This is a genomic window from Veillonella parvula (assembly GCF_036456085.1).
In the GTDB taxonomy this organism is placed as follows: Bacteria; Bacillota; Negativicutes; order Veillonellales; family Veillonellaceae; genus Veillonella; species Veillonella parvula_E.
This window is the reverse complement of sequence record NZ_CP138632.1, coordinates 1,500,569-1,523,222: the sequence shown is the minus strand read 5'-3', so window position 1 is coordinate 1,523,222 and position 22,654 is coordinate 1,500,569. Positions and strand designations below refer to the sequence as shown.

The following is a 22,654-nucleotide window of genomic DNA, read 5'->3' as shown; positions in this document are numbered from 1 at the left end:
AGATATCTATTTCTTTCTTATAATAGAAAAGTAGAAATAGCCTGGTAGATAAGCCAATTTTCTGATTTGGCTACAATTAAGGAGGTTACTTGAATTAAGTAATCTCCTTTTTTTAGCAACGTAAGACAATAGTATGATATTTATTGGTATTATTTTTTAGAATTATATGGTGTGTTAGTAATAATAACAGCTTCTATTAATGGAATGATTATAGTAGTACCGTGAGGATATATTAGTTAAGGGGGAATAGTATGTTTGTGAATATAGAAACTTTTGATTGGGGGCTTATTATAGCAATATCTAGTTTTTTTATTTCGCTTTTTGGTTTGTATAATAGTTGGAGGGCTCGTACAAATACTGAAAAGTTTTGGAGAAGAGAACAGTACTATAAATCGCTTAGTGAAGCCGTTAAAATAGAACCTGCTATTGAGCGTGGGGGACAACAAGAGTTAGGAGAGTCTTTTGTTGTGATTAATAATAAATCTGATTTTAAGGTATATGATGTTATTATTCTTCAGGGATTAAATAATATGGATTTATTTAATGGTGAATGTATTTCTAAAGTTTGTTATGTTAGAGAGATACGGGGGCATTATATAGAATACTTTACTATGAAACATAGAGGCTTAGGAATGTCTAAATTTCTAGTGATAGGTGTATTCTTTAGAGACTTTCAAGGGAAAGAATGGTTTAGAGATAGTTATGGTGTAACAAGGAGTGGAGAAGGTTATAAAGAGCGGTTGTCTAAGTTAAAGTTAATTTATCCACCATATCCTTATAAAATTGATGATAAATAAAATTTTTACGATATGATTTATATTGAACTTTTATATATCTATAAAAAGATAAAAGGAGAGGATGAATTAATTGGAGATTGTAGAGGCGATAGCAAGACAAGTGTTTACTATTGATGGTCGAAAATTTTCTAATATAAAAGGGTTCTATCAAGAAGTAGAGGCTGTGTTTACAGATGGTTTAGGCTGGCATATCGGAGATAATCTAGATGCTTTCAACGATGTACTCCGAGGTGGTTTTGGTCGCCATGAATATGGTGAGCCTATCCATATTCGGTGGATTTCCTATGATAAAAGCATTAGAAATTTAGGGAGAGAAATAATGGCTGAGATTGAAGAAATCATCTTAGATACAGATAATAGTGGACATGATTGTACACTAGAGAAACTCTAAATATAGGGTATTGTATATAAGTCTAGATAGGTAAACTTCATTTCTTCATTTTATAGATACCTATGAATTGGTAAAATAGAGTGGTCATACATAATTATTGTTAAAGGGCATAGATACAAGGAGTAGATATAATGAATACAGTGACTCAAAGATACATGGAAACTGTGCAGATCAGTGATATACCGTGGCATCGTTTGACGACAGCTTACGGTCGTGCCACAGATTTTCCTGGGGAACTAGATGCTTTATGGGCTATGGAGAGTGTTGATGCGGTTGATGAGGCTGGTAAGAAAATAGCCTTAAATATTGAACATCAATCGACTTTATGGCATTCTACGCCGTTTGCATTAATTTTTTTATTGCGTACTTTCAAAAAAGCCGTTGAAGCGCAAGGTCAAAATGAAGTGGCTCGTTATTTAGCAGAAGCATTAGTAGAGTTGTTTATTGTCATTGCTGAAAGTATTAGAGATAGCCTTGTGCTGGAACATGCGGATCCATTACCAAATTTTGTGGATATGCTCGACGAAGAATACCTTTGGTCTGAAGTATACGATGAAGATGAAGATATGATTCGGTATGAGGAAGATGAGGTGTTTCCAGATGACCTATACTTTAGCTTCTACTACTATTCACTTCAAGTGCTTTTACTATGTAAACCATTATTAAATCAAACTAAAGAGCGAGAGGCTATTTTGTTAGAATTGTTTAATGGAATTTAGGAATAGATTGCTACGTTGAAGTATGACTCCATATTAGGATACCCAGAATTATACGAATAATAAATTTTATATACTTCCGGCGATATTAGCGATTTTGTCTAAGAAGCGCCGGCGTTTTTCGTCTGAGCTGTTTTCTGTGCCAGCCAACTGGGTATGTGTAACCGGTTTAATGCCACAGGATTTCAGAACTTGATTTTTTAACACCTTGCCATAGTCCTGAATAAACGGCGTCAAAAAGGCGGGAGTATTGTGGGTGGTGATGATCCAGGCGGATTTTCCCTGTAAATGACCTATAAGCCCTCGTTTTCCGTATGAATAGGCAAAGCCCGCTGTAAACACGCGATCGATAAAGCCTTTGAGCATTGCCGGCATACCACTCCACCAAATTGGGTAGATAAAGATGAAATGGTCTGCCCAAGTAATTAAGTTGCGATACTTTTCCATGTCCGGCACAGTGCTTAAATCTCGACGTTTGTGCGTGTCATCAAATCGCAATATAGGATCGAACTGCTCCTCATATAAATCCAAGGTGTTCACATTGTGGTCTTTTGAAAGATTCTGTTGCACTACTTTCAGAATAGCGTCATTAAAACTTTGATGATTAGGATAGGTGTAAATGATTAAAATATTCATGGCTAGTTCCTTTCTATTTAATCATCGTCAGGTTGAAGCAATTTGTATAGTAAAATGGTATCTATATTAAGTTAAAGTCTAGTGAAGAGTATTTATTCTGAAAGTAAATGACAATAGAATTTGCTAAGGAAGTATTGTTAATTTCTTTTATTTGCAGGTGTTACTATAAAGGTATATAGTATAGACATGTGATGGATATAGTCACATGTCTATTTTTTTATAAGGAGGACGCTATGCAACACGTTCAAACCCGCAGTACTACATCTATGTTAGTACTCACAGCCGTATTGATTGCCCTCGCTACATTGCTTACAATGTATACGAAAATTCCAGTACCTGGCATTCGCGGCTATTTCAATGTAGGAGATGTCGTTATTATGACGTCAGCTCTATTATTAGGTCGAAAATATGGCGCCTATATTGGTGCTCTCGGCCCGGCGCTAGCCGATTTATTTCTCGGCTATGTAGTCTTTGTACCCATCACCTTCGTGGTGAAAGGCCTTGAAGGCTATCTTGTCGGTACTGTCTATAAGAATAAGACAACTACCTCTGCCTTGGTAGCAACTATCGTAGGCGGTATTGTTATCGTAGCCGGCTACTTTATCGCTGAATACTTTGTATTCGACCCAGGCGTAGCCATTGCAAGTATTTTAACTAATACTATTCAAGCTGTTATGAGCGTTATTATTAGCATGATACTCTATGCGATCTTGTGTAAACGACTTGGATAGTAAATAGGGAGACTCTATCAAGAGTCTCCCTTTGTTAGTTATAAATAGACTAATATTTATTAATAGATTTATTATTGCATAGAACATAAGTTCGGTTTATAATAAACGTAAGATAGTCGAACGAGGTTGGGTCACCCTTTTTCTTTGAAGGGGGTGAAAGCCTATGAATGCTTATGAAGTCATTATGATTGTCCTCGGGATCTTAACTGTCGTTATTTCCTTTGGCGCATTGATAGTGCTGATTTGTCGTAATAACGACAAATAGCCTTTCGTTACCAACTGGTAGCTGAAAACGAAAGGCCATTTCTGCATGTCTTATAATGTTTTGGGATGAGCCTGACGGAACCACTCGTCGACTATCTCTTTATTACATTATAATGAGATTGGCGTATATCGTCAATCTGGATGTGTCGTGTAATGTACATAATATAATAGTGTTGTTGAGAGGGCCCGTCGGGGTCCTCTATTTTTGTTGTCGTCGTTCCTTAATTACAGTACGTTTCGCTCTTCAAAGACTGCTTTCACCGTAAACAGTGCGTTCAGCACGCGTGGAAATCCTGCATAGGGGATGCAGTGGGTGCAGACTTCTACGATTTGCTCGGGCGCGATACCGACATTGAGTGCCGCGTTGGTATGTACTTTCAGCTGAGCCTCGCAACCGCCCAGCGTTAACAGGGATGCGAGCGTAATCAGTTCCCGTTCCTTGAAATCCAGGTTGGGACGCGTGTAGATGTCGCCGAATAGCTCGACCAATAAATCGGCTATGGCCGGTGAAATCTCTTGAATTGTGTTATACACCTCCTCGCCGTGCATCCCGTCAATCTGTTTCAATGTGTTCATACCGATGTTAAAACGTGTTTCTTTCATAATTATTACCTCCATCTAGACGTATGATATATGCTCGAGTATACTTGAGGTCAAGGTGGTGAAAGTATGAAAATCGGTGAATTTTCAAAATTGGTAGGGCTGTCCATTTCTACATTGCGATATTATGAGGATCAGGGGTTCCTTCACATCGAGCGACAGAACGGCATTCGCAATTACCATGCGGAGGACGTGGGCTTTGTACAGTTTATTAAACGCTTGAAAGACATGGGAATGCCGCTTGCGAACATCAAGCGATATGCGGACTTGCGGTATGCCGGAGCTCATACGGCCCGTAAAAGAATGACACTGTTGCAGGAACACTATCGATTTATTGAGGCCGAAATCAAACGATTGGAAGGCTATAAGAATAATCTTGAAGATAAGTTGGAGTTGTATGAAACTTTGGTAAAGAAAAATGAGATTGAGTAGGTTTTTATTGTAGACATTATATAGCCATCGTATCAATATGGAGCTAATGGTCATCATATCAATATAGAGCTTGGTTTCCAAGGTATGATATAATACTTTCATTATGTAATAAACAAAGGAGATTTAAATGGCAAATTTACCTAACTGCCCTAAGTGTGGCGACGAGTACACATACGAAGATGGGCATATGTTTATCTGCCCTATGTGTGGCAACGAATGGACAGCGGCTGATGCACAAGCTGCAGCTGAAGCGGGTATCATTCGCGATGCTAATGGCAACGAGCTTGCTGATGGCGATACAGTTGTTGTTGTAAAAGACCTCAAAGTAAAAGGTGCGGGTGTATTAAAACAAGGTACGCGCGTAAAAAATATTCGACTCATCACCGATGCAAGCGACGGTCACGATATCGATTGTAAAATCGATGGCTTCGGTGCGATGGCATTGAAATCTGAAATGGTTAAGAAAATCTAATCTAAGGAATCCCTACCGATAAAAATTCGGTAGGGATTTTTTCGTGGTATAATCAACTTATAATGCATATAGTAAGAGAGTTTTTAGATGAGAGGAAACTATGTTTAACCGTGTTATTTTATTGGCCTTATTAGTCTCTATGATGAGTCCTATTATTTCTCTAGCTGCAGATTTAAAGCCTGCGGACAAGCGTAATTATGAATTACAACAACAAATTTCTTATAACGTGATTATTCCACCAGAGGCTTTTGAAACGAGTGCAGATGGAACATTAATCGTTCCTATAGAGATTAAGACGGACGATAAGGGTAATATTGTAGCTGTTGAAGCAGGTCCTAATAATTGGAAACTAGATCGTGAAGCGTACCCAATTTTTGAGGAGGCTGCTAAAGAGGCGGCTTGGAATACTAAGCATGTTGATACTGATGAAGCGCTCGTTGTAACGATTCCCGTTAGTATTGTCATGTTATCTGATAACAATCTGAAGAAAGGATAAAGGAGGACTTATGGAGGCTACAAAAGATTTAGAGAAATATACTTACGAGCTTCTCGCTGAACGGGGTGTCACATTAGAGGACATTGCAGAGCTTGTTTTTTACGTACAAAAACCGTATATGCCGAATTTAAAACTGGAAGAGTGTCGCACAAGTGTGGCTTCTGTACTATCTAAGCGTGAGGTGCATAATGCGATTATTACGGGCATAGAGCTTGATAAGTTAACGGAGCAGAATAAACTATCTCAGCCATTGCAACGTATTGTTGCTAATGATGAAAGCCTATATGGTATTGATGAAATTTTAGCTTTTTCCATCGTTAATTTGTATGGATCTATTGGCTTTACAAATTATGGATATCTAGACAAGGTGAAGCCAGGTATCATCAAAAAGCTAGATAGCGAAGAAGGGGGACGCTGTAATACATTCCTTGATGATTTAGTAGGTGCTGTAGCGGCAGCAGCGGCAGGAAAACTGGCACATAATGAACCAAATCGCGTGCAACATGCTATAGTAGAAGAATAGAGGTCCGTCATATATCTACTTGTCGATAAAGTATGAGGTGGGTTTCGATGACTCATTGATAACACTTTCATAACAATTTGATGACACTTTCACAACAACTTGATAACAATTTATAGAGTTGGTAGATACTATTGATGTTATAAAGAATAAAGAGTATAAATAATATTGATTGGAAATAAGTACTTTGTTTTGTAGCTATATACAGGAGGAGCTATGCAAAAGGTTCTGGTAGTAATCGATATGCAAAATGATTTTGTAGATGGTGCACTTGGTTCATCGCAAGCACAGTTAATCGTAGATAATGTGCGTAAGAAAATTGAAAGCTTTGATGGTCCTATTATCTTTACTCGCGATACACATGATAGGGATTACTTGGAACGTCAAGAAGGAAAGCTTTTACCAGTGCCTCACTGCGTGAAAAATACCGAGGGCTGGCATATTGTGGAGGGATTGATCGAGGCTGCAGAAGGTCGTTCAATCATGAGCCCCGTATCCTTTGTAGATAAGCCAAACTTTGCCTCTTTTGAGCTAGTAAGTCGTTTAGAGGGCATGGATAGGGTAAATCCTATTGAGTCTATTACTCTCATCGGCTTATGCACAGATATTTGCGTTGTTTCCAATGCGATCCTGTTGAAAGCAGGCTTGCCAGAGATTCCTATACATATTGATTCGAGCTGTTGTGCTGGCGTAACAGAGGAGTCTCATCAAGCGGCATTAACAACGATGAAAATGTGTCAGTGCATCATTGACTAACTTGTGGATCGAATTTATATAAAGTTATGTGATATTGTTGATCAAAAGTCACATAATAATTAACTAATTAAAGGCTGTAGGAGTTCCTATGGCCTTTTATGTTCGTCTTTTATATTGACGTTTTTCTATATAATGTGTACAATTAGATAAAGAATGATAATTCATATCAATTTGTTAGCTAAAATATTATATCCTAACTTCTGGTTACGTTAGGATAATCAGTCTCTTCTTGAAGTATATATGCTATGCTAGTAGATTGATTCTATATTACCGATGCAGGTGCATCGAATCGCTTTCACAAGAACGATGATACGAAATAGTTAGCATTGTTCTATGCCCTAAATTTAAGGAGGACTACTATGAAACCTTTCGAACTCGCACCATTACCGTATGCGTATGATTACCTTGAACCTGTTATCGATGCTGAAACAATGAAATTGCATCATGACAAGCATCATCAAGCCTATGTTAATAATTTGAACGCTGCTATCGCGAAATATCCTGATCTTCCGTATGGCTGTGTAGACTGTATTCTCGGCGATATTGCTAATGTGCCTGAAGATATCCGTCAAGCAGTTATCAACAATGGTGGCGGTCACAAGAACCATACCATGTTCTGGGACATCATGACAAAACCAGATACTTCTAAATTGCAAGGTTCTTTGAAAGAGGCTATCGATGCTGAACTTGGTGGATACGATGCTTTTGTTGAAAGCTTCTCTACTGCGGCAGCTACACGTTTTGGCTCCGGTTGGGCTTGGCTTGTAGTTAACAAAGATGGCAAGCTAGAAGTGACATCCTCTGCGAACCAAGACAACCCTCTATTGGAAGGTAAAAAAGCAATTTTATGTTTGGACGTTTGGGAACATGCATACTATTTGCACTACCAAAACCGTCGCCCAGACTATATCAAGGAATTCTTCCGAGTTATTAACTGGGATAAAGTTTCTGAAAACTACGAAAAAGCATTGAAACCACATCATGATTAAGTGGTACACTTGTTAGAAACAGAAACAGTAATAGACAAGTAATTTAAATATATAACGGATAGTTGATGTGTCTCCCTTCATGTATGAGCCGGGATGGATAATCATCTATCCGTTATTTTTATCTTTTTTTACTGTTTTCGAGCGTATAAGCGTATAATTTATTTTATTGGTAAAGAGTTACTATTGGTAAAGCGTTACATGATATTCTGAAAAATTTTGAATTACTTTCAAAAGTATTGCCACGGATACAGATTTTCTAATCGATATCGTTTATCATAGATGCATAGGTCATTATATATAGACCTTTCACAGTAAATAGATAGCCTTATATGCGAGATTTTTACGTATAGGGGCTCATTAATATTAGTAAGTATTTTATAAAGATTTTGACATGAGGGGCTCAAAATGGAAAAGAAATTAGATCTATCCAAATCTGTATATGATTTGGTAAAAGAATATCCTGAAGTAGCAGATATTATGAAAGAATTAGGGTTCAGCGAAATTACAAACAAGGTGATGTTGAACTCTGTTGGTAAAATCATGACCATCCCGAAAGGGGCTAAGATGAAAGGCGTATCCATGATTGATATCGTGGGCGCTTTCATGAAAGCTGGCTTTACCTTAGAAGGTGAAATGCCAAATCTATCTGGTGATGATGCGGAAACTACGGGTCATCCTGGTGTAGCGCCTACCGCAACGGCTACAAAGTCTAATGTTACGGATGCATCTGCTAACGTAGCATCTAGTACAGTTGCAGCAAATGCAGTAGAAAACAGTGAACCAGTATCTACTACAGCGCCAGCTAATACTGATGAAGATTCCGAAACTAAGGCTGAAGATACAGTTCAAGATAGCGAACGCGTAGAGCAGCTCAAAGGTTTCTTGAAACGTTTAGGTACAGGTGAAGACCTTGGTGCCGTTCGTGAAGACTTTGCTAGTCAATTCGCCCATGTTGAGGCTAGTGAAATCATGAAAGCTGAACAAGGCCTTATGCGTGAAGGCACACCACTAGCAGAGGTTCAACAATTATGTGACCTTCACTCTGCCTTGTTCCACGGCTCCACTATCCATGAACAAATGGAGTCTGAACACGCTAAGGTTGAGGCTGTACTAGAAGCACAAGAAAAAAGTCAAAGCGTAGTAACGCTAGTCGAAACAGTAGGTCATCCACTCAATCGATTAACAGAAGAAAACAAAGCTCTTGATGCGTTGATTGAAGCTACAAAGGTTAAGGTGGCCGATAAGACTGCTACGGTAGATGATGTGAACGAAGTGCGCCAAGTGTCTATTCACTACGCTAAGAAGGGCGACCTTTTATATCCTCATTTGAAAGTAGCCTATGATATCTCTGGTCCATCCATGGTTATGTGGACTGTTGATGACGATATTCGCGATGGCTTTGGTCGTCTAGCTCGTGCTAAGTCTATTGATGATGCTTGGTACGAAGAGTTTGATGGTCTTCTCACACGTGCTCAAGAGATGATCTACAAAGAGCAAAATATCTTGTTCCCAATTTGTGCAGAGAACTTTAGTACTGAAGAGTGGTACCAAATCTACAAAGATACAGCACAGTATGAAGAAATCTTTGGGGTAAAACGCACTGCTTGGGCAGAGGCTGAGGCTGCATTAGCTACACAAACAACAAAAGCAAGTGGCGATGATAATACTATTGCTCTAATAGGTGGTAGCTTAACTGTAGATCAATTAAATGCCATGCTTAATACAATGCCAATGGAAGTAACCTTCGTTGACCACGAAGACATTAACCGTTACTTCAATGATGGTGAAAAGGTCTTTAAACGCCCTACTACAGCTATCGGTCGCGATGTATACTCTTGCCATCCTCCAAAGATAGAGCCTATCGTACGCGGTATTATCGAATCCTTCCGCAAAGGGGAACGCGATAATGTGGCGGTATGGCTTGAAAAGGTAGGTCGTCCATTCTATGTAAACTATATGGCGGTGCGCGACCAAAACAATAATTACCTTGGTACATTAGAATTAGTGCAAGACATGCAATTTGCAAAAGACCATTTCAAACGTTCCTAGTAAATTTTATTTTAAATATCTTTACTAAAAGACCATTTTAAACATTCTTAGTAAAAAACGATTTTTAATATTCTTAGTAAAAGACTATTAAATATCCCTGCTAAAAGGCTTTTCAAACGTTCCGAATAATCGATTATTTCAAATACTCCTGATAAATAATTGCTTTAATACTCCTAATAAAGGCTTTAGATGTCGGTAATAGTAACGTATGATTAGCTAAAAGTAGGTTTAAATATAATAAGAGGCAGCCACAGACGTGTTCTAAACAGCTGTGACTGCCTCTTTTGATTATATAGTGATATTGAAAATTAACTATTATTTTAGACCTGTAATATTTAAATATTTTGTAGGATAGCATTCGTAGCAATTTTGATGTTCTCAAGGCTTGTGGCCAAGTTCAAGCGCACAAAGGTTGCGTAGCTTTCACCACCAAACCATTCACCAAAGCTTGGTGCAATACCGCATTTATTTTCAAAGAAATCATGCATTTCCTCTGGTTTAAGATAAGCGCTAAAATCGATCCAAGCCAAATAGGTGCCGTCCATAGGGCTAATGCGAAGTTCAGGCAAGTTGGCAAGTAGTTTATTGCACATATAATCATAGTTTTCTTTCACTACATTGAGTAGGTCCGTTAGCCATGCTTCTGCTTCTGGATGCGTGTAGGCAGCTGTGATGGCTGCCTCGGCAAGAACGTCCGAATCTGTATGGTATACAAGGGCTTTAAAGGCGTTGTAATGATTCCGCAGTTCTTCGTCAGGGATAATGACCTCTGCGTGGTGCAGGCTAGCTATATTGAACGATTTTGACAACGAGGACATGGCGATGAGCCTGTCTGTATACGCTCCTTTAGACACAGTTAATGCAGATGTAAATGGTGTAAGTCCCGTGATGAGGTCCTGATGGATTTCATCACTAATGATAAGGACCTTATGTTGCTGGCAGATACTAAATAGTCGATCCATTTCTTCTGCAGTCCATACGTGGCCTACTGGATTGTGTGGATTACAGTGAATAAACAATTTTACATCGTGTTTAATGATAGCGGCCTCAAAGGCTTCATAATCAACGGCATAGCGATTATCTTCGTTGCGCGTCATGGGAACGGCGATGATTTGCCGCTTCGCATCGCTGGTGCTACTGTCGAATGCGCCATACACAGGGCTTAACACTGCGATGGCATCATTTGTTTTTGTGAAAGCTGCTATGCACCACATGATGGCTGTAATAACATTGGGGGCACTAGTAAGCCAGTCGCTAACGATTGTGCAGTTATGATGACGTTTGTACCAACTAATGACAGCCTTTAGGTAATTGGGATTTGTCATGGTATAGCCTAAAGGAGTAGCTTTCACATAGTTGCAAATCGCCTCTTGGATGCACCGGGGCGGCATAAAATCCATATCCGCCACCCATAGTGGTAATAAATCGATGCGATTGAATTTTAAATGTTGTCCGTCCCATTTTCTGGAATGAGATCCTCGGCGATCAATATAGTATTTTTTGGTAAACTCTGCTGTGTTCATAGGGAATCTCGCATTAGTCAAAATTCAGGATAGATTTGGCTGTGGTTAGCGTGCAAAAGTCGTAAATCTCTATTTGTATTATATCAATATATATGTATCAAGTTATATGTAAAAATTAACATAGTTTAATCTTGCATATAATACTAAAGTAATTATGTTATTAATTACATAATTGTTTTGCGAAAGTAGTGCTAAATCAGCACTACATAGCGATGTCATAACCTTTTTCTTAACTCGCAAACAAAACACACAGAAGGTTTTATTCGCACACACATATTTAATCTAAAAAACAATCCTAAACCAAACCTAGAACTATACATCGCTATGAAAGGGGTGCCTACTGGTGCCTCTTTTTCTATGCACTCCTTGCAAGTATAAGGGCTATATTCGTATACAAAACGTGTGATATTTGCTTGACTGTTGGGACTTTCACAATTTAGAATATACTATAGAATAGTGTGAGTCTGACCAGTGACCACACGTCTATCAAATGGTTACAAAAGATAAATGTTAGCAGCATGTGGCGGCGTCCCTATGTGAGAGGGCTCATCGGAATGCTTAGGTGCATGCAACGCTGTAAGTATAGTACTGGATCCTTGTTAGGAGGCATGTGCCATGAGTAACGAATTAAAACCACTACATTTTGATGCGGATTATACGATGGAGGAGGCGCTTGCGGAGGCGAAGCGTTGTTTGAATTGTCCTAAGCCGTTGTGTCGCATGGGTTGTCCCATTGAGAACGAGATTCCTCGTTTTATTCAGGCTATCGCACGCGGCAATTTTGGTGAAGCAAACGATATTTTGGCGGAACGGACGAATTTGCCGGCTATTTGCGGCCGCGTCTGTCCTCGTGAAAACCAATGTGAAGGCAACTGTATCATGAATAAGGCGAAGAAACCGCCTATTAACATCGGTAAATTGGAACGCTTTGCAGCTGACTTTGAAAGCATCAATGAACTTCGCAAGCCTAAGAAAATCAAACAAGATCTCGGCAAGGTAGCTGTAGTAGGTTCTGGGCCTGCAGGTTTGTCCGTAGCTGGTGATGTGGCTAAACTCGGTTATGAGGTAACTGTATTTGAAGGCCAATCTGAACCAGGTGGTGTACTCTTATTCGGTATTCCCGAATTCCGCTTGTCCAAAGCCGTTGTACGTCGTGAAATCGCTCGTCTTGAAGGCTTAGGTGTTAAATTCGTATGTAATACATTTATTGGTCAAGATAAAACTTTGGATGATCTCTTTGCTGAAGGTTTTGACTCTATCTTTATCGGTACTGGTACACATATTCCTCAAGAAGTGCGCATGGAAAACGATGAAGTGCATGGTGTATTCCAAGCGATGTACTTGTTGACTAACGTACAATTGGTAGAAAATGGGGAACTTGATGAAGATCAAATTCCTGTTAAAAAAGGCGATCGTGTTATCATCATCGGTGGTGGCAACGTAGCGATGGATGCGGCTCGTACATGCGTCCGTTTAGGCTGCGAAGCGGTAACTGTAGCATATCGTCGTAGCCAAGAACAAATGCCAGCCTTGTTGTCTGAATACGAAGAAGCTCGTGCTGAAGGCGTTCAATTCCAATGGTTCGCTTCTCCAGTAGGCGTAGAAGGTACAGATAAGGTAGAAGGCTTCAAATACGAAGTGATGGCACTTAACGAAGATGGTGCAGGTATCCACGGCACTGGTAACTTCCAAGTAATGCCTGTTGATAAAATCATTATCGCCGCAGGTCATAAACCAAATGCTCGTCTTGTAGGTGAAGGTAATAACTTAAAAGTAGATGAAAAAGGTTATATTATTACATCTGAAGATCCATATGGTATGACTAGTCGTGAAGGCGTATTTGCAGGTGGTGACGTTGTTCACAAACCTGCTACCGTAGTATTGGCTATGCGTGAAGCTAAAAAAGCTGTTGATGGCATGGTTAAATACATGGAAATCAAAAAAGCACAAGAAAGCGCAAATCAATAATTTTACATAAAGACATAGAAAGGACTATACAGTTGAACTGTATAGTTCTTTTGTATTATGAATAGACTTATTATTCCTAAATGTATTTTAACAATATTGCGTATTTACTATATATCGTATAGTCTTCTTGTAGTATTAATAGTGCTAAATAGCGCCAGGTAATTTTATAAATCAAGTGTATGCATAATGTATGAATACTATATAAAAATTGCAATATATAGATAATACCTGTATTTCTGATTTACTATCTGTATTTTTAATGATAATAACTTTTATATATACTAAAATTCCACGAAATGATGAAACTCTACGCAATATAATACACATAAGAAAAAAGGCCTTAACTAAACCGATTTGTACATTGGTTTTGTTAAGGCTTTTGTGTTATCGCTTTTCAACCATTACTAGGCAATGATTGAGCCTAGATTTATAGTAAAGGCATAAATATGTGTTGAGGGAGAAAGTAGATAGAGGTTGCCATGAATCCTATCGTATGTTGTCAAGATCTACAAGTTCGACAAGAAGTTCACAAGCTTGGTGTATTGATTTTACTTTGGCGTAGACAATTGGGAATGACTCAATATCAATTGGCAGATAAATCGGGTTTAGCCCAATCTTATATTAGTGACCTTGAAAGTGGTGCTGTAGATCCTCGGTGGTCTACAATTTATAGAGTCATATATGGACTTGGAGAAATGAACATACAAGATTTTTTGAATGGGCCGCAAACAATTAGAAACCTAAAGATTCATTAATGATGATGACTTCCATGGTTTGCATATTGCGCATCTTTTTATAGTAAATGGTTAATGCATTGCATATACGATCCGGAGAACCACAGTCATAGCATTTTTCTTCTAATGTAGCACATGGATTGAGAGAGCTCTTTTTATTCTTTTTACTGTTGAGCGGAGCGGCTATATTGCGTGCGCGATAGATGGCGGAAGCTAAATCTGGCGTGATTTTGTTGATGCCTAGCACAAAAAATACCTCTTGAGAGCCGAATAAAGAGGCTGCAACACGATTGCCCGTACCATCAATATTGACCATTTCCCCCGTTTGAGCAAGAGCATTTACAGAGGTGAGAAATACATCACGTCCCATGGTGCGCAATGCGGTGTCGCGGAAGCTTTCACCAGGAAGGGGACGTTGAATATCTGTTATATCATCGTTGACCTGGGCTAAGACATCATGAACCTTGAGCTCCAATAAGGTGTGAGAATCACCGATGGCTACACGTTTATTTTGAATACGACCTTTTAAATAGGAAATAGCTTCAGTACCTGTTTCGAAATAATGGACTACAAAATTATTGCGTTCCAAGGCTTTAATTGTTTTCTCTATGTCTATAGGTGTGTCATTGTATTTTGGATGTATAACAGCGTTGATCGTTGTCTCTGTATTCGCCATAAGACCTCCTAAATGGGTGTATAAGGAATATAAATTGGCATTTGGCTATCCGTATTTTGTTTCTATTATTGTAGCGTATTATGTGTAAAGAGTTCAATTATTGGTATGTGGTTCATAGATAAACATTAATTGAAGTGCTGTATGTTAAAATTTAAAGTAAAACTTTAGGAATCTAATCCAATTTTATGCTTAAAATAATAAAAATTTGGAATGAAATCCAACTTTATGATAAAATTAATATAAAGTTGGAATGGAATCCAAATTTATTAGGTAAGTGATATGATATCTGATATTACTAATACATGGGTTCCATCTATGAGAAGGTACATAGATGAGGAGGCCCTTATGAAGTTAATTCAGCGCCAAGGATATCTAGATTTTTTACGGCGTAATCGAGAGCGGCCTATTATTAAGGTCGTTTCAGGCATACGCCGTTGTGGTAAATCTACATTGTTTAGGTTGTTTAAAGATGAGTTATTGGCAGATAATGTGAAGCCTGAACAGATTATTTCCATTAATTTTGAAGAATTGGAATACGAGCATTTGCGAGATTACCATGCGTTGTATCAATATATTTTAGAACGTATACAGCCTAATGAAACGAATTACATTTTTCTTGATGAAATTCAGCATGTAGATCAATTTCATCGTGTCGTAGATAGCTTGTTTGTAAAAGAGAACACAGATTTATATATTACGGGATCCAATGCATACTTTATGTCTTCTGATATCGCCACATTATTGACTGGACGATATGTGGAAATTCAGATGTTGCCATTGTCCTTCAGTGAGTTTTACCATAGCAAGTATGAGGGTAATCAGTATTCTTTGATTCCTGCCTATGAGGCCTATCTTCGTGAAAGTTCCTTCCCTTATACTCAGCAATTAGGGGGCGAAGACTTTGATATTCAAGAATATTTACGTGGATTATATAATACCTTGTTATTGCATGATGTTGTGGCTCGATTGAAAATTAATGATGTCACAATTTTACAAGATATAGTGCGGTATATTATGGCGAATATTGGTAGTTTACTTTCACCAAATAAAATAGCCAACTCTCTTGTTAGTGCAGGTCGAAAAATCGATAATAAAACTGTAGAACGGTATTTACAAGGATTACAGGATAGCTTGTTGTTATATAAGGTAAATCGCTATGACGTACGAGGTAAAGAATTACTACATATCAATGCAAAGTATTATAGTGTTGATGTAACATTACGAAATTTGCTAGTTGGGAATGCGAGTCGTGATACAGGGCATATTCTAGAAAATATCGTTTTTCTAGAGCTCATTAGACGAGGATACACCGTATATGTAGGGCAACTTGCTAAGGGTGAAATAGATTTTGTAGCACAAAAAGGGGGAATTACCGAATATTATCAAGTTAGTGAGACCGTACTTGACTCTAATACTTTGAGCCGAGAACTAGCACCGCTTGAGGCGGTACAAGACCAATACTCTAAGTTTTTGCTCACCTTAGATGAACTAAATAAAAATGCCAACTACGACGGAATTCAACAACGAAATGTTTTAGAATGGTTGTTAGAGAGTCGTTAACTTGCTATAATAATAGTATTGATATGGCGTAAAGCCAATGTTAAGGAGGCAAAAATCGTGGATTTAATTCAAAAATTAAAAGACCAAGTAAAACCATTAGGTAAAAAAATCGTGTTGCCAGAATACAAAGATGAACGCGTATTGAAAGCAACTGAAATTATTTTGAAAGAAGGTTTCGTAACACCTGTACTCGTTGGTAGCCCTGCTGAAATCGCTGAAGCTGCTAAAGCTGTTGGTGTATCCATTGAAGGTGCTGAAATCATCGATCCTGCTAACTACAATCGTTACCAAGAAATGGTTGATACATTCGTAGAATTGCGCGCTAAAAAAGGTATGACTCCTGAAAAGGCTGATGCAACTATGAAAGGTGATTGCTTGTTCTTCGGTGCTATGCTTGTTCGTCTTGGTGTAGTAGACGGCATGGTTGCTGGCTCTGCTTGCCCAACTGCAAACGTATTGCGCGCTGCATTACAAGTTGTAGGTACTAAACCAGGTCTTAAAACTGTATCTTCTTCCATGTTCATGTTCACAAGCAAAAAAGAATATGGCGACGACGGTATGCTTGTATTCTCCGATTGCGGCGTATTGCCTAACCCAACTAGCGAACAATTGGCTGATATTGCAGAATCCACTGTAGAAAAAGCTCGCAAAGTTGTTGGCATGGTTGATCCTCGCGTATCCATGTTGTCCTTCTCCACAAAAGGTTCTGCTTCCACTCCTGAAGTAGATAAAGTGGTTGAAGCTGTTAACATCTTGAAAGAACGCAATGTTGACTTCAAATTCGACGGCGAATTACAATTGGACGCTTCCATCGTTCCTTCCGTAGCAGAAAAGAAAGCTCCTGGCTCCAATGTAGCTGGTAAAGCTAACATCTTGATCTTCCCTGATCTTCAAGCTGCTAACATCGGTTACAAATTGGTACAACGCTTCTCCGGCGCTGATGCTCTTGGCCCATTGATTCAAGGTTTGGCTAAACCACTTCATGACCTTTCCCGTGGTTGCTCCGCTCAAGACGTTGTAGACGTTGCCGCTATCGCTGCTGTTGAAAGCATCTAATAGTTACTCACACAATTATATATAAACATATGTCGTACATGTTTTGATATGCTGAAAGCTGGCTCTATGGGGCCAGCTTTTTGTATGTTCAATATATATCTATGTATTTTTATATTCATTACTTTATGTTATTTTCTACGGCATTACCATTGTTGTCATGTTACTTTCAAATTCGTAGCCACTGCGACAGACAGAATCCATGGTTGATCGTATAGTATCACTATAAGAATATAGATCGGCGTAAACCATTGGAGGTGTATCTTATGAGTTTTGGAACTATTAATAAATCCATGACCGTAGCTGATGCGGTTAAAGTAAATCCAGAGTTAATGGATGTATTAGCAAAAGATGGAATTGATTTTTGCTGTGGTGGTGGACATCCTTTAGCAGAGGCTATTGCAGAAACAGGTAAAGATGTGGATGCATACATTGCTATGTTAAATGATGTACAAGTTGCTCAGAAATCTTCTCGTGCAGAGGTGCTTAATTATTCTAAAGACCAATTGATTGACTACATCGTTCATACCTATCATCGAGAACAATTGAATATGATTGATGAAATTGACCAAGGATTGGCAAAACTACTAAATGTACATTATGACCATCATGGTGAGGAATTGACAAAGATTTATCAAACCTTTTTGCAACTCAAATCCGCTCTTGTACCTCATTTCCGGCATGAAGAACATGTAGACTTTCCTGAGTTTAAAGCGGGTAAACCCATAGACTTTGATGAACTTCGGGCTGAACACGAAGCTGCAGGTGTACTTTTGGAATCCTTAAGTGCATTGACTAACCAGTACACAGCACCAGCAGATGGCTGTGCTACTTATGTCTATGTATTTAAGACCATGAAAGCCTTAGAAGAAGGCCTGCATGAACATATTTTCTTAGAAAATTCTGTTTTGTTTGACATGAAATAGATTATAATATCATCTGTATAATGACAAGGAGCTCTTGCAAAATGGCTCCTTGTATGTAGTAAAGACACCAATCGAATGGTTGGTGTCTTTTGTTATCTTGAGAATCATGAGTTTGTAGCTATAGTATGGGGGAAATACATCATTTGCGTAAATTCATATAGAAGGTGTATGATTAAGTTAACTATATTTGATTAATATCTTTAATCAATATATTGAGTAAATGCACTTGATATATACAGGTGTAGTTATGTTTGAAGTCGTGAAAAGGAGAGGGCTATGATTTCTGTATTCGACACAAATCCTGTTGTTTTTGAAAGTACGGATCGTATATTAACGGTTAGTTACAATGGTGTACTCTGTAAAGATTCGAATGGACAAGTTATAACTGACATTGATTTTGATGATGTAAATGAGCTTCATCTTACAAGATATTTAAATTCAAATAGTAACTATTCGATTATATTTAGAGACCATAATTGGAAAAATATAGAAGGTCAAGATTTAGATACTGACCGTACAGATTATAATACTGGTCATAATATTCGTGAAACCAAAGCAATCATTGCTGCTTTTGCTCGCCATAAATTGACAGCGGACTTCCCTGCGAATTTAGATACTCTTCAATTGCCACTAGATTACTCCTATATGGGTAAACGAGAAATTACTATTAAAAACGGTGTTATTTCGAATGGTAAGGTAGATATTCCTATTAATGAAATTCGTCGCGTAGTGTGTGCATCTAATGGTACAATTAGTAAACTATTAGTATATAAAGAAGAAAAACCTAGTTCTTTCTTTAAAAAGATTTTCGACAAATGTGATATGAAAATTACGTTGAATGCCATTACGTTGCCTTTGTTGGAAGCTATCGTAACGCGCAATACAGGTCATGGTATCGATTTCACTCGTGGTAATGGCTTTGATCAAAAAGATTCCAATTATATTATCATTCGCTATCTTGATTCTGGATTCTTCCTTGAAAAAGATGGTACAGCAACAACAGAATGGCAAAAAACTGCGGCGGAAACAACGGCAAAATTTAATTATGATGTGAAAACATTATTAGTGTAATAAAGATTTTTAATTTAAATTAGGAGATTCCATGTCTGTATATCAATTTTCCCTGCCTACTAAGTCTGGTGAATTACAATCCTTACAAACTTATGAAGGTAAGGTTCTTATCATTGTTAACACGGCAAGCAAATGTGGATTTACTCACCAATATGAGGGTCTAGAGGCTCTTTATAAGCAATATAAAGAGCAAGGATTAGAAATTATTGCTGTTCCTTCCAATCAATTTGGAGAGGAAGAACCTGGTTCTAATAACGAAATCCAATCTTTCTGCAAATTGAATTACGGTGTTACTTTTACCGTTATGGGGAAAGCAGATGTACGCGATGAAAGTGCATTAGACCTTTTCAAATACATGATACGAGAACAACCATTCCAAGGCTTCCCACCTAGTGATAAAACTGAAATGCTTACAGATTATCTCAATGGTATCGATCCTAATTATTTAAAGGACGATGAGGTAAAGTGGAACTTCACTAAGTTTGTTATAGATCGTAAAGGTAATGTGGTAGGGCGCTTCGAGCCTGTTGTAAAACCGATGGAAATGGAAGCTTTCATTAAAAAACTCATTTAGTAGAGTCATTAGTATGGTAAAGAAAAGAACCGCTAGTTTTTGTAACTAGCGGTTCTTTTGTGTAAATAAATAAATACATATATATTTATTTATTTTTGTTTATACATAGTAATGTAAGGTTTTATGTGAATAGGAAATAAAATTTCCTAGGAGATTTTTGTATCTTTATGGGCTTAAAGTATGTTTTGAGGCTCATCCTCAAAGATAAATCCTGTCATCGATAGGGAACCCAAACTATAGGTTTGATTAAATACAGTCGGTTTTGTACTTTCACTAGCACCCATAATATAGATTAATGGCAGATAGTGATCTGGTGTAGGTGCAGCATAGCTAGCCTGAGGATGTCGAGTGTAATTAACAATAGCATCTATATCGTTTTTTAAGACGGCCTTAGAAATATATTGGTCAAACTCAATTGTGGCAGAGGTGCCGGATGGATTATCCCATTCTATGCGTCTTAGATTATGAACGATATTACCACTGCCCATGATAAGATAGCCTTCATCGCGTAATGACTGAAGCTTTGTTCCTAGTTGATAGGCTTCTTTTGGGCTTAGGTATTTATTGATAGATAGTTGGACAACGGGAATCGATGCATCAGGAAATATGTGAACTAATACGGTCCACATGCCGTGATCGATGCCCCAAGTGTCATTTATAGAAACGGAGTTACCCAGTAATTTTTGTACTTCTTTCGTTAAATTGCTGTCACCTTTTGCAGGATATACAACTTCGTAGAGTTCTTGCGGAAATCCATACATATCGTAAATTTGTTTTGGATTCTCTGTGCTTTGAACATAGGTGCCATCTGCATACCAATGAGCAGAGATGGCGAGTATGGCTTTTGGTTTGCCATAGTTGTTGATTATATTTTGTCCTATACGTTTGAAAGTATTTGTTGTTTCTGTATGTTCTAAAGCCATCATAGGGCTGCCGTGACCGACGAATAGTGTAGGCATGCGTTTCATAATATCACCTAATCCTTCAATTGATAATGTGTAATCTGTTTAATGCTGTAAAATTGATACAATTGTTTAGCTATAAATGTTGATGATTAAATCTAATAGTTATTGATTCACCAACCGATAATTGTATTTAGTTAGTGAGTTTATTATATATTGGTGCAAATATTTTGAATAGTAGAATTATTTGAGATAGGTACTATCAAATATGATAGAATTGTGATATTTACTGATTAAAATATTTTCAAAAATTATTGTACCCTAAAAAATGATACTATAAAATACTTGCAATTCTAAAAAATTGTGATATGATTTGAACTACATTAAGTGGAAATATTTCTAATACCGAAATAGAAATTGTAGTGTAGCTATAAAGAGTAGCTTAGTTATAGATGTTAATTTTGTTATAACAAGCTACTTAAGCTAGATATATAAGGAGAATGACAATGGCAGAGCAACTTGTAAATGTTCATGATTTAGTGGGGCGGTGTCCTTTTGCAACGAGCCAAAAGTTATTGGCTGGTAAATGGTCTTTGTTGATTATGCATGAATTATCTGAAGGTCCTGTGCGCTTCCGTGAACTAGAGCGGAGATTACATCCAATTACACAAGCTACACTTACAAGAGCGTTGCGCCAAATGGAAGATGACGGCCTTGTACATCGTGAAGTATATGGAACCATTCCACCAAAGGTTGAATATAGCCTTACCGAAGTGGGAGCTGGTTTTAAAACTGTATTAGCTTCCCTTGAAAACTGGGGTAACCAATATATCGACTATATGAAAGCCGCTGGCCGCATCTAAGAAATGCCAGCGGCATTTCTGCCCTTATTATGATACATATGGGGCACTATATATTTGATAAGACTTTAAAAAAGTCCTTTATATGTGTCATGAATAGCCATTTGTTTATGCCATGTATTTAGAAAAATATGGTATAATAAAAAATACGAATGATATAAATTCTCAATAAATCAGAGGTATTGATAATAATGTTACATGTTACTTTTTTAGCGCATAGTGGATTCCTTGTAGAGGATGGTAAGCGTTGCTATGTGTTTGATTATTATAAGGATCCTAATAATATTGTTTGGCAGTTGGCTAAACGAGGTCGTGAACTTTGGTTCTTCGTAAGTCACACTCATGGAGATCACTTTAACCCATCCATTACGGAATTTGATGGGCCTCAAACGCGCTATATTTGTCATCAAGATGTGCCGTTAGAGGGCAAGGTAAAAAAATGTATTACCATGCGCCCTGGCCAAGATGCACTATTAGATGATGTAGGCATCCATATGTATGGCAGCACCGATGAAGGTGGCTCTTTTTACATAAAGACAAATACGGCGAATATCGACTCTGACTCTATTTTCCATGCAGGAGACCTTAATTGGTGGCATTGGCTTGGTGATACGCCAGAAAACAATGCGGATGCAAAGCGTATGGCTTGGCGTGAGTTCAAGGAATTAGACGGTTTGGCCGTAGATGTAGCGATGTTCCCTGTAGATAATCGTTTGGAAGACGCTATGGAGTGGGGCAGTATTGAATTTTTGCGCCGTGTACAGGTGAATAAAGCCTTTATTCCAATGCATTTGAATGGTCCATTATGGACACCGTCTGTATACTTTAAAGCTCTCTTTGGGGAGGTGCCGATTTGGGAACCTCAAAAAGATGGCGATGAGGCTACTTTTTAGATTGTAGATATAATTTGTGAAAGTCCGTAGACCTCGAGGTCACTACGTTATATAGGAATAGTCTA

Annotated in this window: 25 protein-coding genes; 20 read left to right on the top strand and 5 right to left on the bottom strand. The window is 38.0% G+C overall.

Annotated features, from left to right (window positions below):
• Window positions 1–251 precede the first annotated feature (251 nt).
• The 3 genes from PK1910_RS07350 (at window position 252) to PK1910_RS07340 (ending at window position 1,907) form a co-directional block, all read left to right on the top strand.
• On the top strand, window positions 252–797 hold the full coding sequence (locus PK1910_RS07350) for a hypothetical protein (protein ID WP_058948284.1): 546 nt from the start codon (window positions 252–254) through the stop codon (window positions 795–797).
• 70 nt (window positions 798–867) lie between these two features.
• The gene (locus tag PK1910_RS07345) at window positions 868–1,188 is read left to right on the top strand and encodes a barstar family protein (RefSeq protein WP_287510862.1); all 321 of its coding nucleotides are present in this window, start codon (window positions 868–870) and stop codon (window positions 1,186–1,188) included.
• A 131-nt stretch (window positions 1,189–1,319) separates the two neighbouring features.
• Entirely contained in the window at window positions 1,320–1,907 is a 588-nt protein-coding gene (locus tag PK1910_RS07340) for a hypothetical protein (RefSeq protein ID WP_058948283.1), read from the top strand.
• Window positions 1,908–1,973: 66 nt separating this feature from the next.
• Here PK1910_RS07340 and PK1910_RS07335 read toward each other — a convergent pair whose 3' ends face one another.
• Complete coding sequence (locus PK1910_RS07335; protein WP_004694596.1) at window positions 1,974–2,540, bottom strand: NAD(P)H-dependent oxidoreductase; 567 nt, start codon at window positions 2,538–2,540, stop codon at window positions 1,974–1,976.
• Window positions 2,541–2,773: 233 nt separating this feature from the next.
• Here PK1910_RS07335 and PK1910_RS07330 point away from each other — a divergent pair, with 233 nt between their 5' ends.
• Window positions 2,774–3,271: an ECF transporter S component gene (locus tag PK1910_RS07330; protein ID WP_058948282.1), complete on the top strand. Its 498-nt coding sequence runs from the start codon at window positions 2,774–2,776 to the stop codon at window positions 3,269–3,271.
• Between the two features lie 489 nt (window positions 3,272–3,760).
• Here the strand turns inward: PK1910_RS07330 and PK1910_RS07325 are convergent, their stop codons facing one another.
• Window positions 3,761–4,138, bottom strand: a complete 378-nt coding sequence (locus tag PK1910_RS07325) for a carboxymuconolactone decarboxylase family protein (RefSeq protein WP_058948281.1) — start codon at window positions 4,136–4,138, stop codon at window positions 3,761–3,763.
• A 66-nt stretch (window positions 4,139–4,204) separates the two neighbouring features.
• Here PK1910_RS07325 and PK1910_RS07320 point away from each other — a divergent pair, with 66 nt between their 5' ends.
• The 7 genes from PK1910_RS07320 (at window position 4,205) to PK1910_RS07290 (ending at window position 9,849) form a co-directional block, all read left to right on the top strand.
• Window positions 4,205–4,567: a MerR family transcriptional regulator gene (locus tag PK1910_RS07320; RefSeq protein ID WP_058948280.1), complete on the top strand. Its 363-nt coding sequence runs from the start codon at window positions 4,205–4,207 to the stop codon at window positions 4,565–4,567.
• A gap of 127 nt (window positions 4,568–4,694) precedes the next feature.
• Window positions 4,695–5,039 (top strand): zinc ribbon domain-containing protein YjdM, encoded by a 345-nt coding sequence (locus PK1910_RS07315; RefSeq protein WP_004698208.1) that lies wholly within the window; start codon window positions 4,695–4,697, stop codon window positions 5,037–5,039.
• A 100-nt stretch (window positions 5,040–5,139) separates the two neighbouring features.
• Entirely contained in the window at window positions 5,140–5,535 is a 396-nt protein-coding gene (locus tag PK1910_RS07310; protein ID WP_058948279.1) for a hypothetical protein, read from the top strand.
• 10 nt (window positions 5,536–5,545) lie between these two features.
• A complete protein-coding gene (locus tag PK1910_RS07305; protein WP_058948278.1) occupies window positions 5,546–6,058 on the top strand; it encodes a phosphatidylglycerophosphatase A family protein in 513 nt (170 codons plus the stop codon).
• A gap of 213 nt (window positions 6,059–6,271) precedes the next feature.
• The gene (locus PK1910_RS07300; protein WP_058948277.1) at window positions 6,272–6,811 is read left to right on the top strand and encodes a cysteine hydrolase family protein; all 540 of its coding nucleotides are present in this window, start codon (window positions 6,272–6,274) and stop codon (window positions 6,809–6,811) included.
• Window positions 6,812–7,170: 359 nt separating this feature from the next.
• Window positions 7,171–7,800: a superoxide dismutase gene (locus PK1910_RS07295; RefSeq protein WP_058948276.1), complete on the top strand. Its 630-nt coding sequence runs from the start codon at window positions 7,171–7,173 to the stop codon at window positions 7,798–7,800.
• 405 nt (window positions 7,801–8,205) lie between these two features.
• Window positions 8,206–9,849 (top strand): DUF438 domain-containing protein, encoded by a 1,644-nt coding sequence (locus PK1910_RS07290; protein ID WP_058948275.1) that lies wholly within the window; start codon window positions 8,206–8,208, stop codon window positions 9,847–9,849.
• A gap of 335 nt (window positions 9,850–10,184) precedes the next feature.
• Here PK1910_RS07290 and PK1910_RS07285 read toward each other — a convergent pair whose 3' ends face one another.
• Entirely contained in the window at window positions 10,185–11,372 is a 1,188-nt protein-coding gene (locus tag PK1910_RS07285; RefSeq protein WP_008602102.1) for a MalY/PatB family protein, read from the bottom strand.
• A 615-nt stretch (window positions 11,373–11,987) separates the two neighbouring features.
• Between PK1910_RS07285 and PK1910_RS07280 the strand changes: the two genes are divergently transcribed.
• Both PK1910_RS07280 and PK1910_RS07275 read left to right on the top strand, forming a co-directional pair.
• Window positions 11,988–13,340, top strand: coding sequence for an NAD(P)-dependent oxidoreductase (locus tag PK1910_RS07280; protein ID WP_058948274.1), 1,353 nt, complete (start codon window positions 11,988–11,990; stop codon window positions 13,338–13,340).
• Window positions 13,341–13,819: 479 nt separating this feature from the next.
• Window positions 13,820–14,095 (top strand): helix-turn-helix domain-containing protein, encoded by a 276-nt coding sequence (locus PK1910_RS07275; protein WP_058948273.1) that lies wholly within the window; start codon window positions 13,820–13,822, stop codon window positions 14,093–14,095.
• On the opposite strand, the gene PK1910_RS07270 is transcribed toward PK1910_RS07275, so the two are convergent.
• Entirely contained in the window at window positions 14,073–14,750 is a 678-nt protein-coding gene (locus PK1910_RS07270) for a lactate utilization protein (protein ID WP_058948272.1), read from the bottom strand. The two genes, PK1910_RS07275 and PK1910_RS07270, sit on opposite strands and share 23 nt — an antisense overlap.
• A 345-nt stretch (window positions 14,751–15,095) precedes the next feature.
• On the opposite strand from PK1910_RS07270, the gene PK1910_RS07265 reads away from it, so the two are divergent.
• From PK1910_RS07265 to PK1910_RS07245, 5 genes are all read left to right on the top strand, one after another.
• Window positions 15,096–16,310, top strand: coding sequence for an ATP-binding protein (locus PK1910_RS07265; RefSeq protein ID WP_058948271.1), 1,215 nt, complete (start codon window positions 15,096–15,098; stop codon window positions 16,308–16,310).
• Window positions 16,311–16,367: 57 nt separating this feature from the next.
• A complete protein-coding gene (gene pta / locus PK1910_RS07260) occupies window positions 16,368–17,366 on the top strand; it encodes a phosphate acetyltransferase (RefSeq protein ID WP_058948270.1) in 999 nt (332 codons plus the stop codon).
• Window positions 17,367–17,629: 263 nt separating this feature from the next.
• Window positions 17,630–18,289 carry a DUF542 domain-containing protein gene (locus tag PK1910_RS07255; RefSeq protein WP_058948269.1) on the top strand — a complete coding sequence of 220 codons (660 nt, stop codon included), beginning with the start codon at window positions 17,630–17,632 and terminating at the stop codon, window positions 18,287–18,289.
• A 276-nt stretch (window positions 18,290–18,565) separates the two neighbouring features.
• Window positions 18,566–19,360 carry a hypothetical protein gene (locus PK1910_RS07250; protein WP_008602116.1) on the top strand — a complete coding sequence of 265 codons (795 nt, stop codon included), beginning with the start codon at window positions 18,566–18,568 and terminating at the stop codon, window positions 19,358–19,360.
• A 31-nt stretch (window positions 19,361–19,391) separates the two neighbouring features.
• Window positions 19,392–19,934 (top strand): glutathione peroxidase, encoded by a 543-nt coding sequence (locus PK1910_RS07245; protein ID WP_004694635.1) that lies wholly within the window; start codon window positions 19,392–19,394, stop codon window positions 19,932–19,934.
• 173 nt (window positions 19,935–20,107) lie between these two features.
• On the opposite strand, the gene ygiD is transcribed toward PK1910_RS07245, so the two are convergent.
• Window positions 20,108–20,902: a 4,5-DOPA-extradiol-dioxygenase gene (gene ygiD / locus PK1910_RS07240; protein WP_058948268.1), complete on the bottom strand. Its 795-nt coding sequence runs from the start codon at window positions 20,900–20,902 to the stop codon at window positions 20,108–20,110.
• A 440-nt stretch (window positions 20,903–21,342) separates the two neighbouring features.
• Between ygiD and PK1910_RS07235 the strand changes: the two genes are divergently transcribed.
• The gene (locus tag PK1910_RS07235) at window positions 21,343–21,699 is read left to right on the top strand and encodes a winged helix-turn-helix transcriptional regulator (protein ID WP_004694640.1); all 357 of its coding nucleotides are present in this window, start codon (window positions 21,343–21,345) and stop codon (window positions 21,697–21,699) included.
• A gap of 188 nt (window positions 21,700–21,887) precedes the next feature.
• Entirely contained in the window at window positions 21,888–22,589 is a 702-nt protein-coding gene (locus tag PK1910_RS07230) for an MBL fold metallo-hydrolase (RefSeq protein WP_058948267.1), read from the top strand.
• Window positions 22,590–22,654 lie beyond the last annotated feature (65 nt).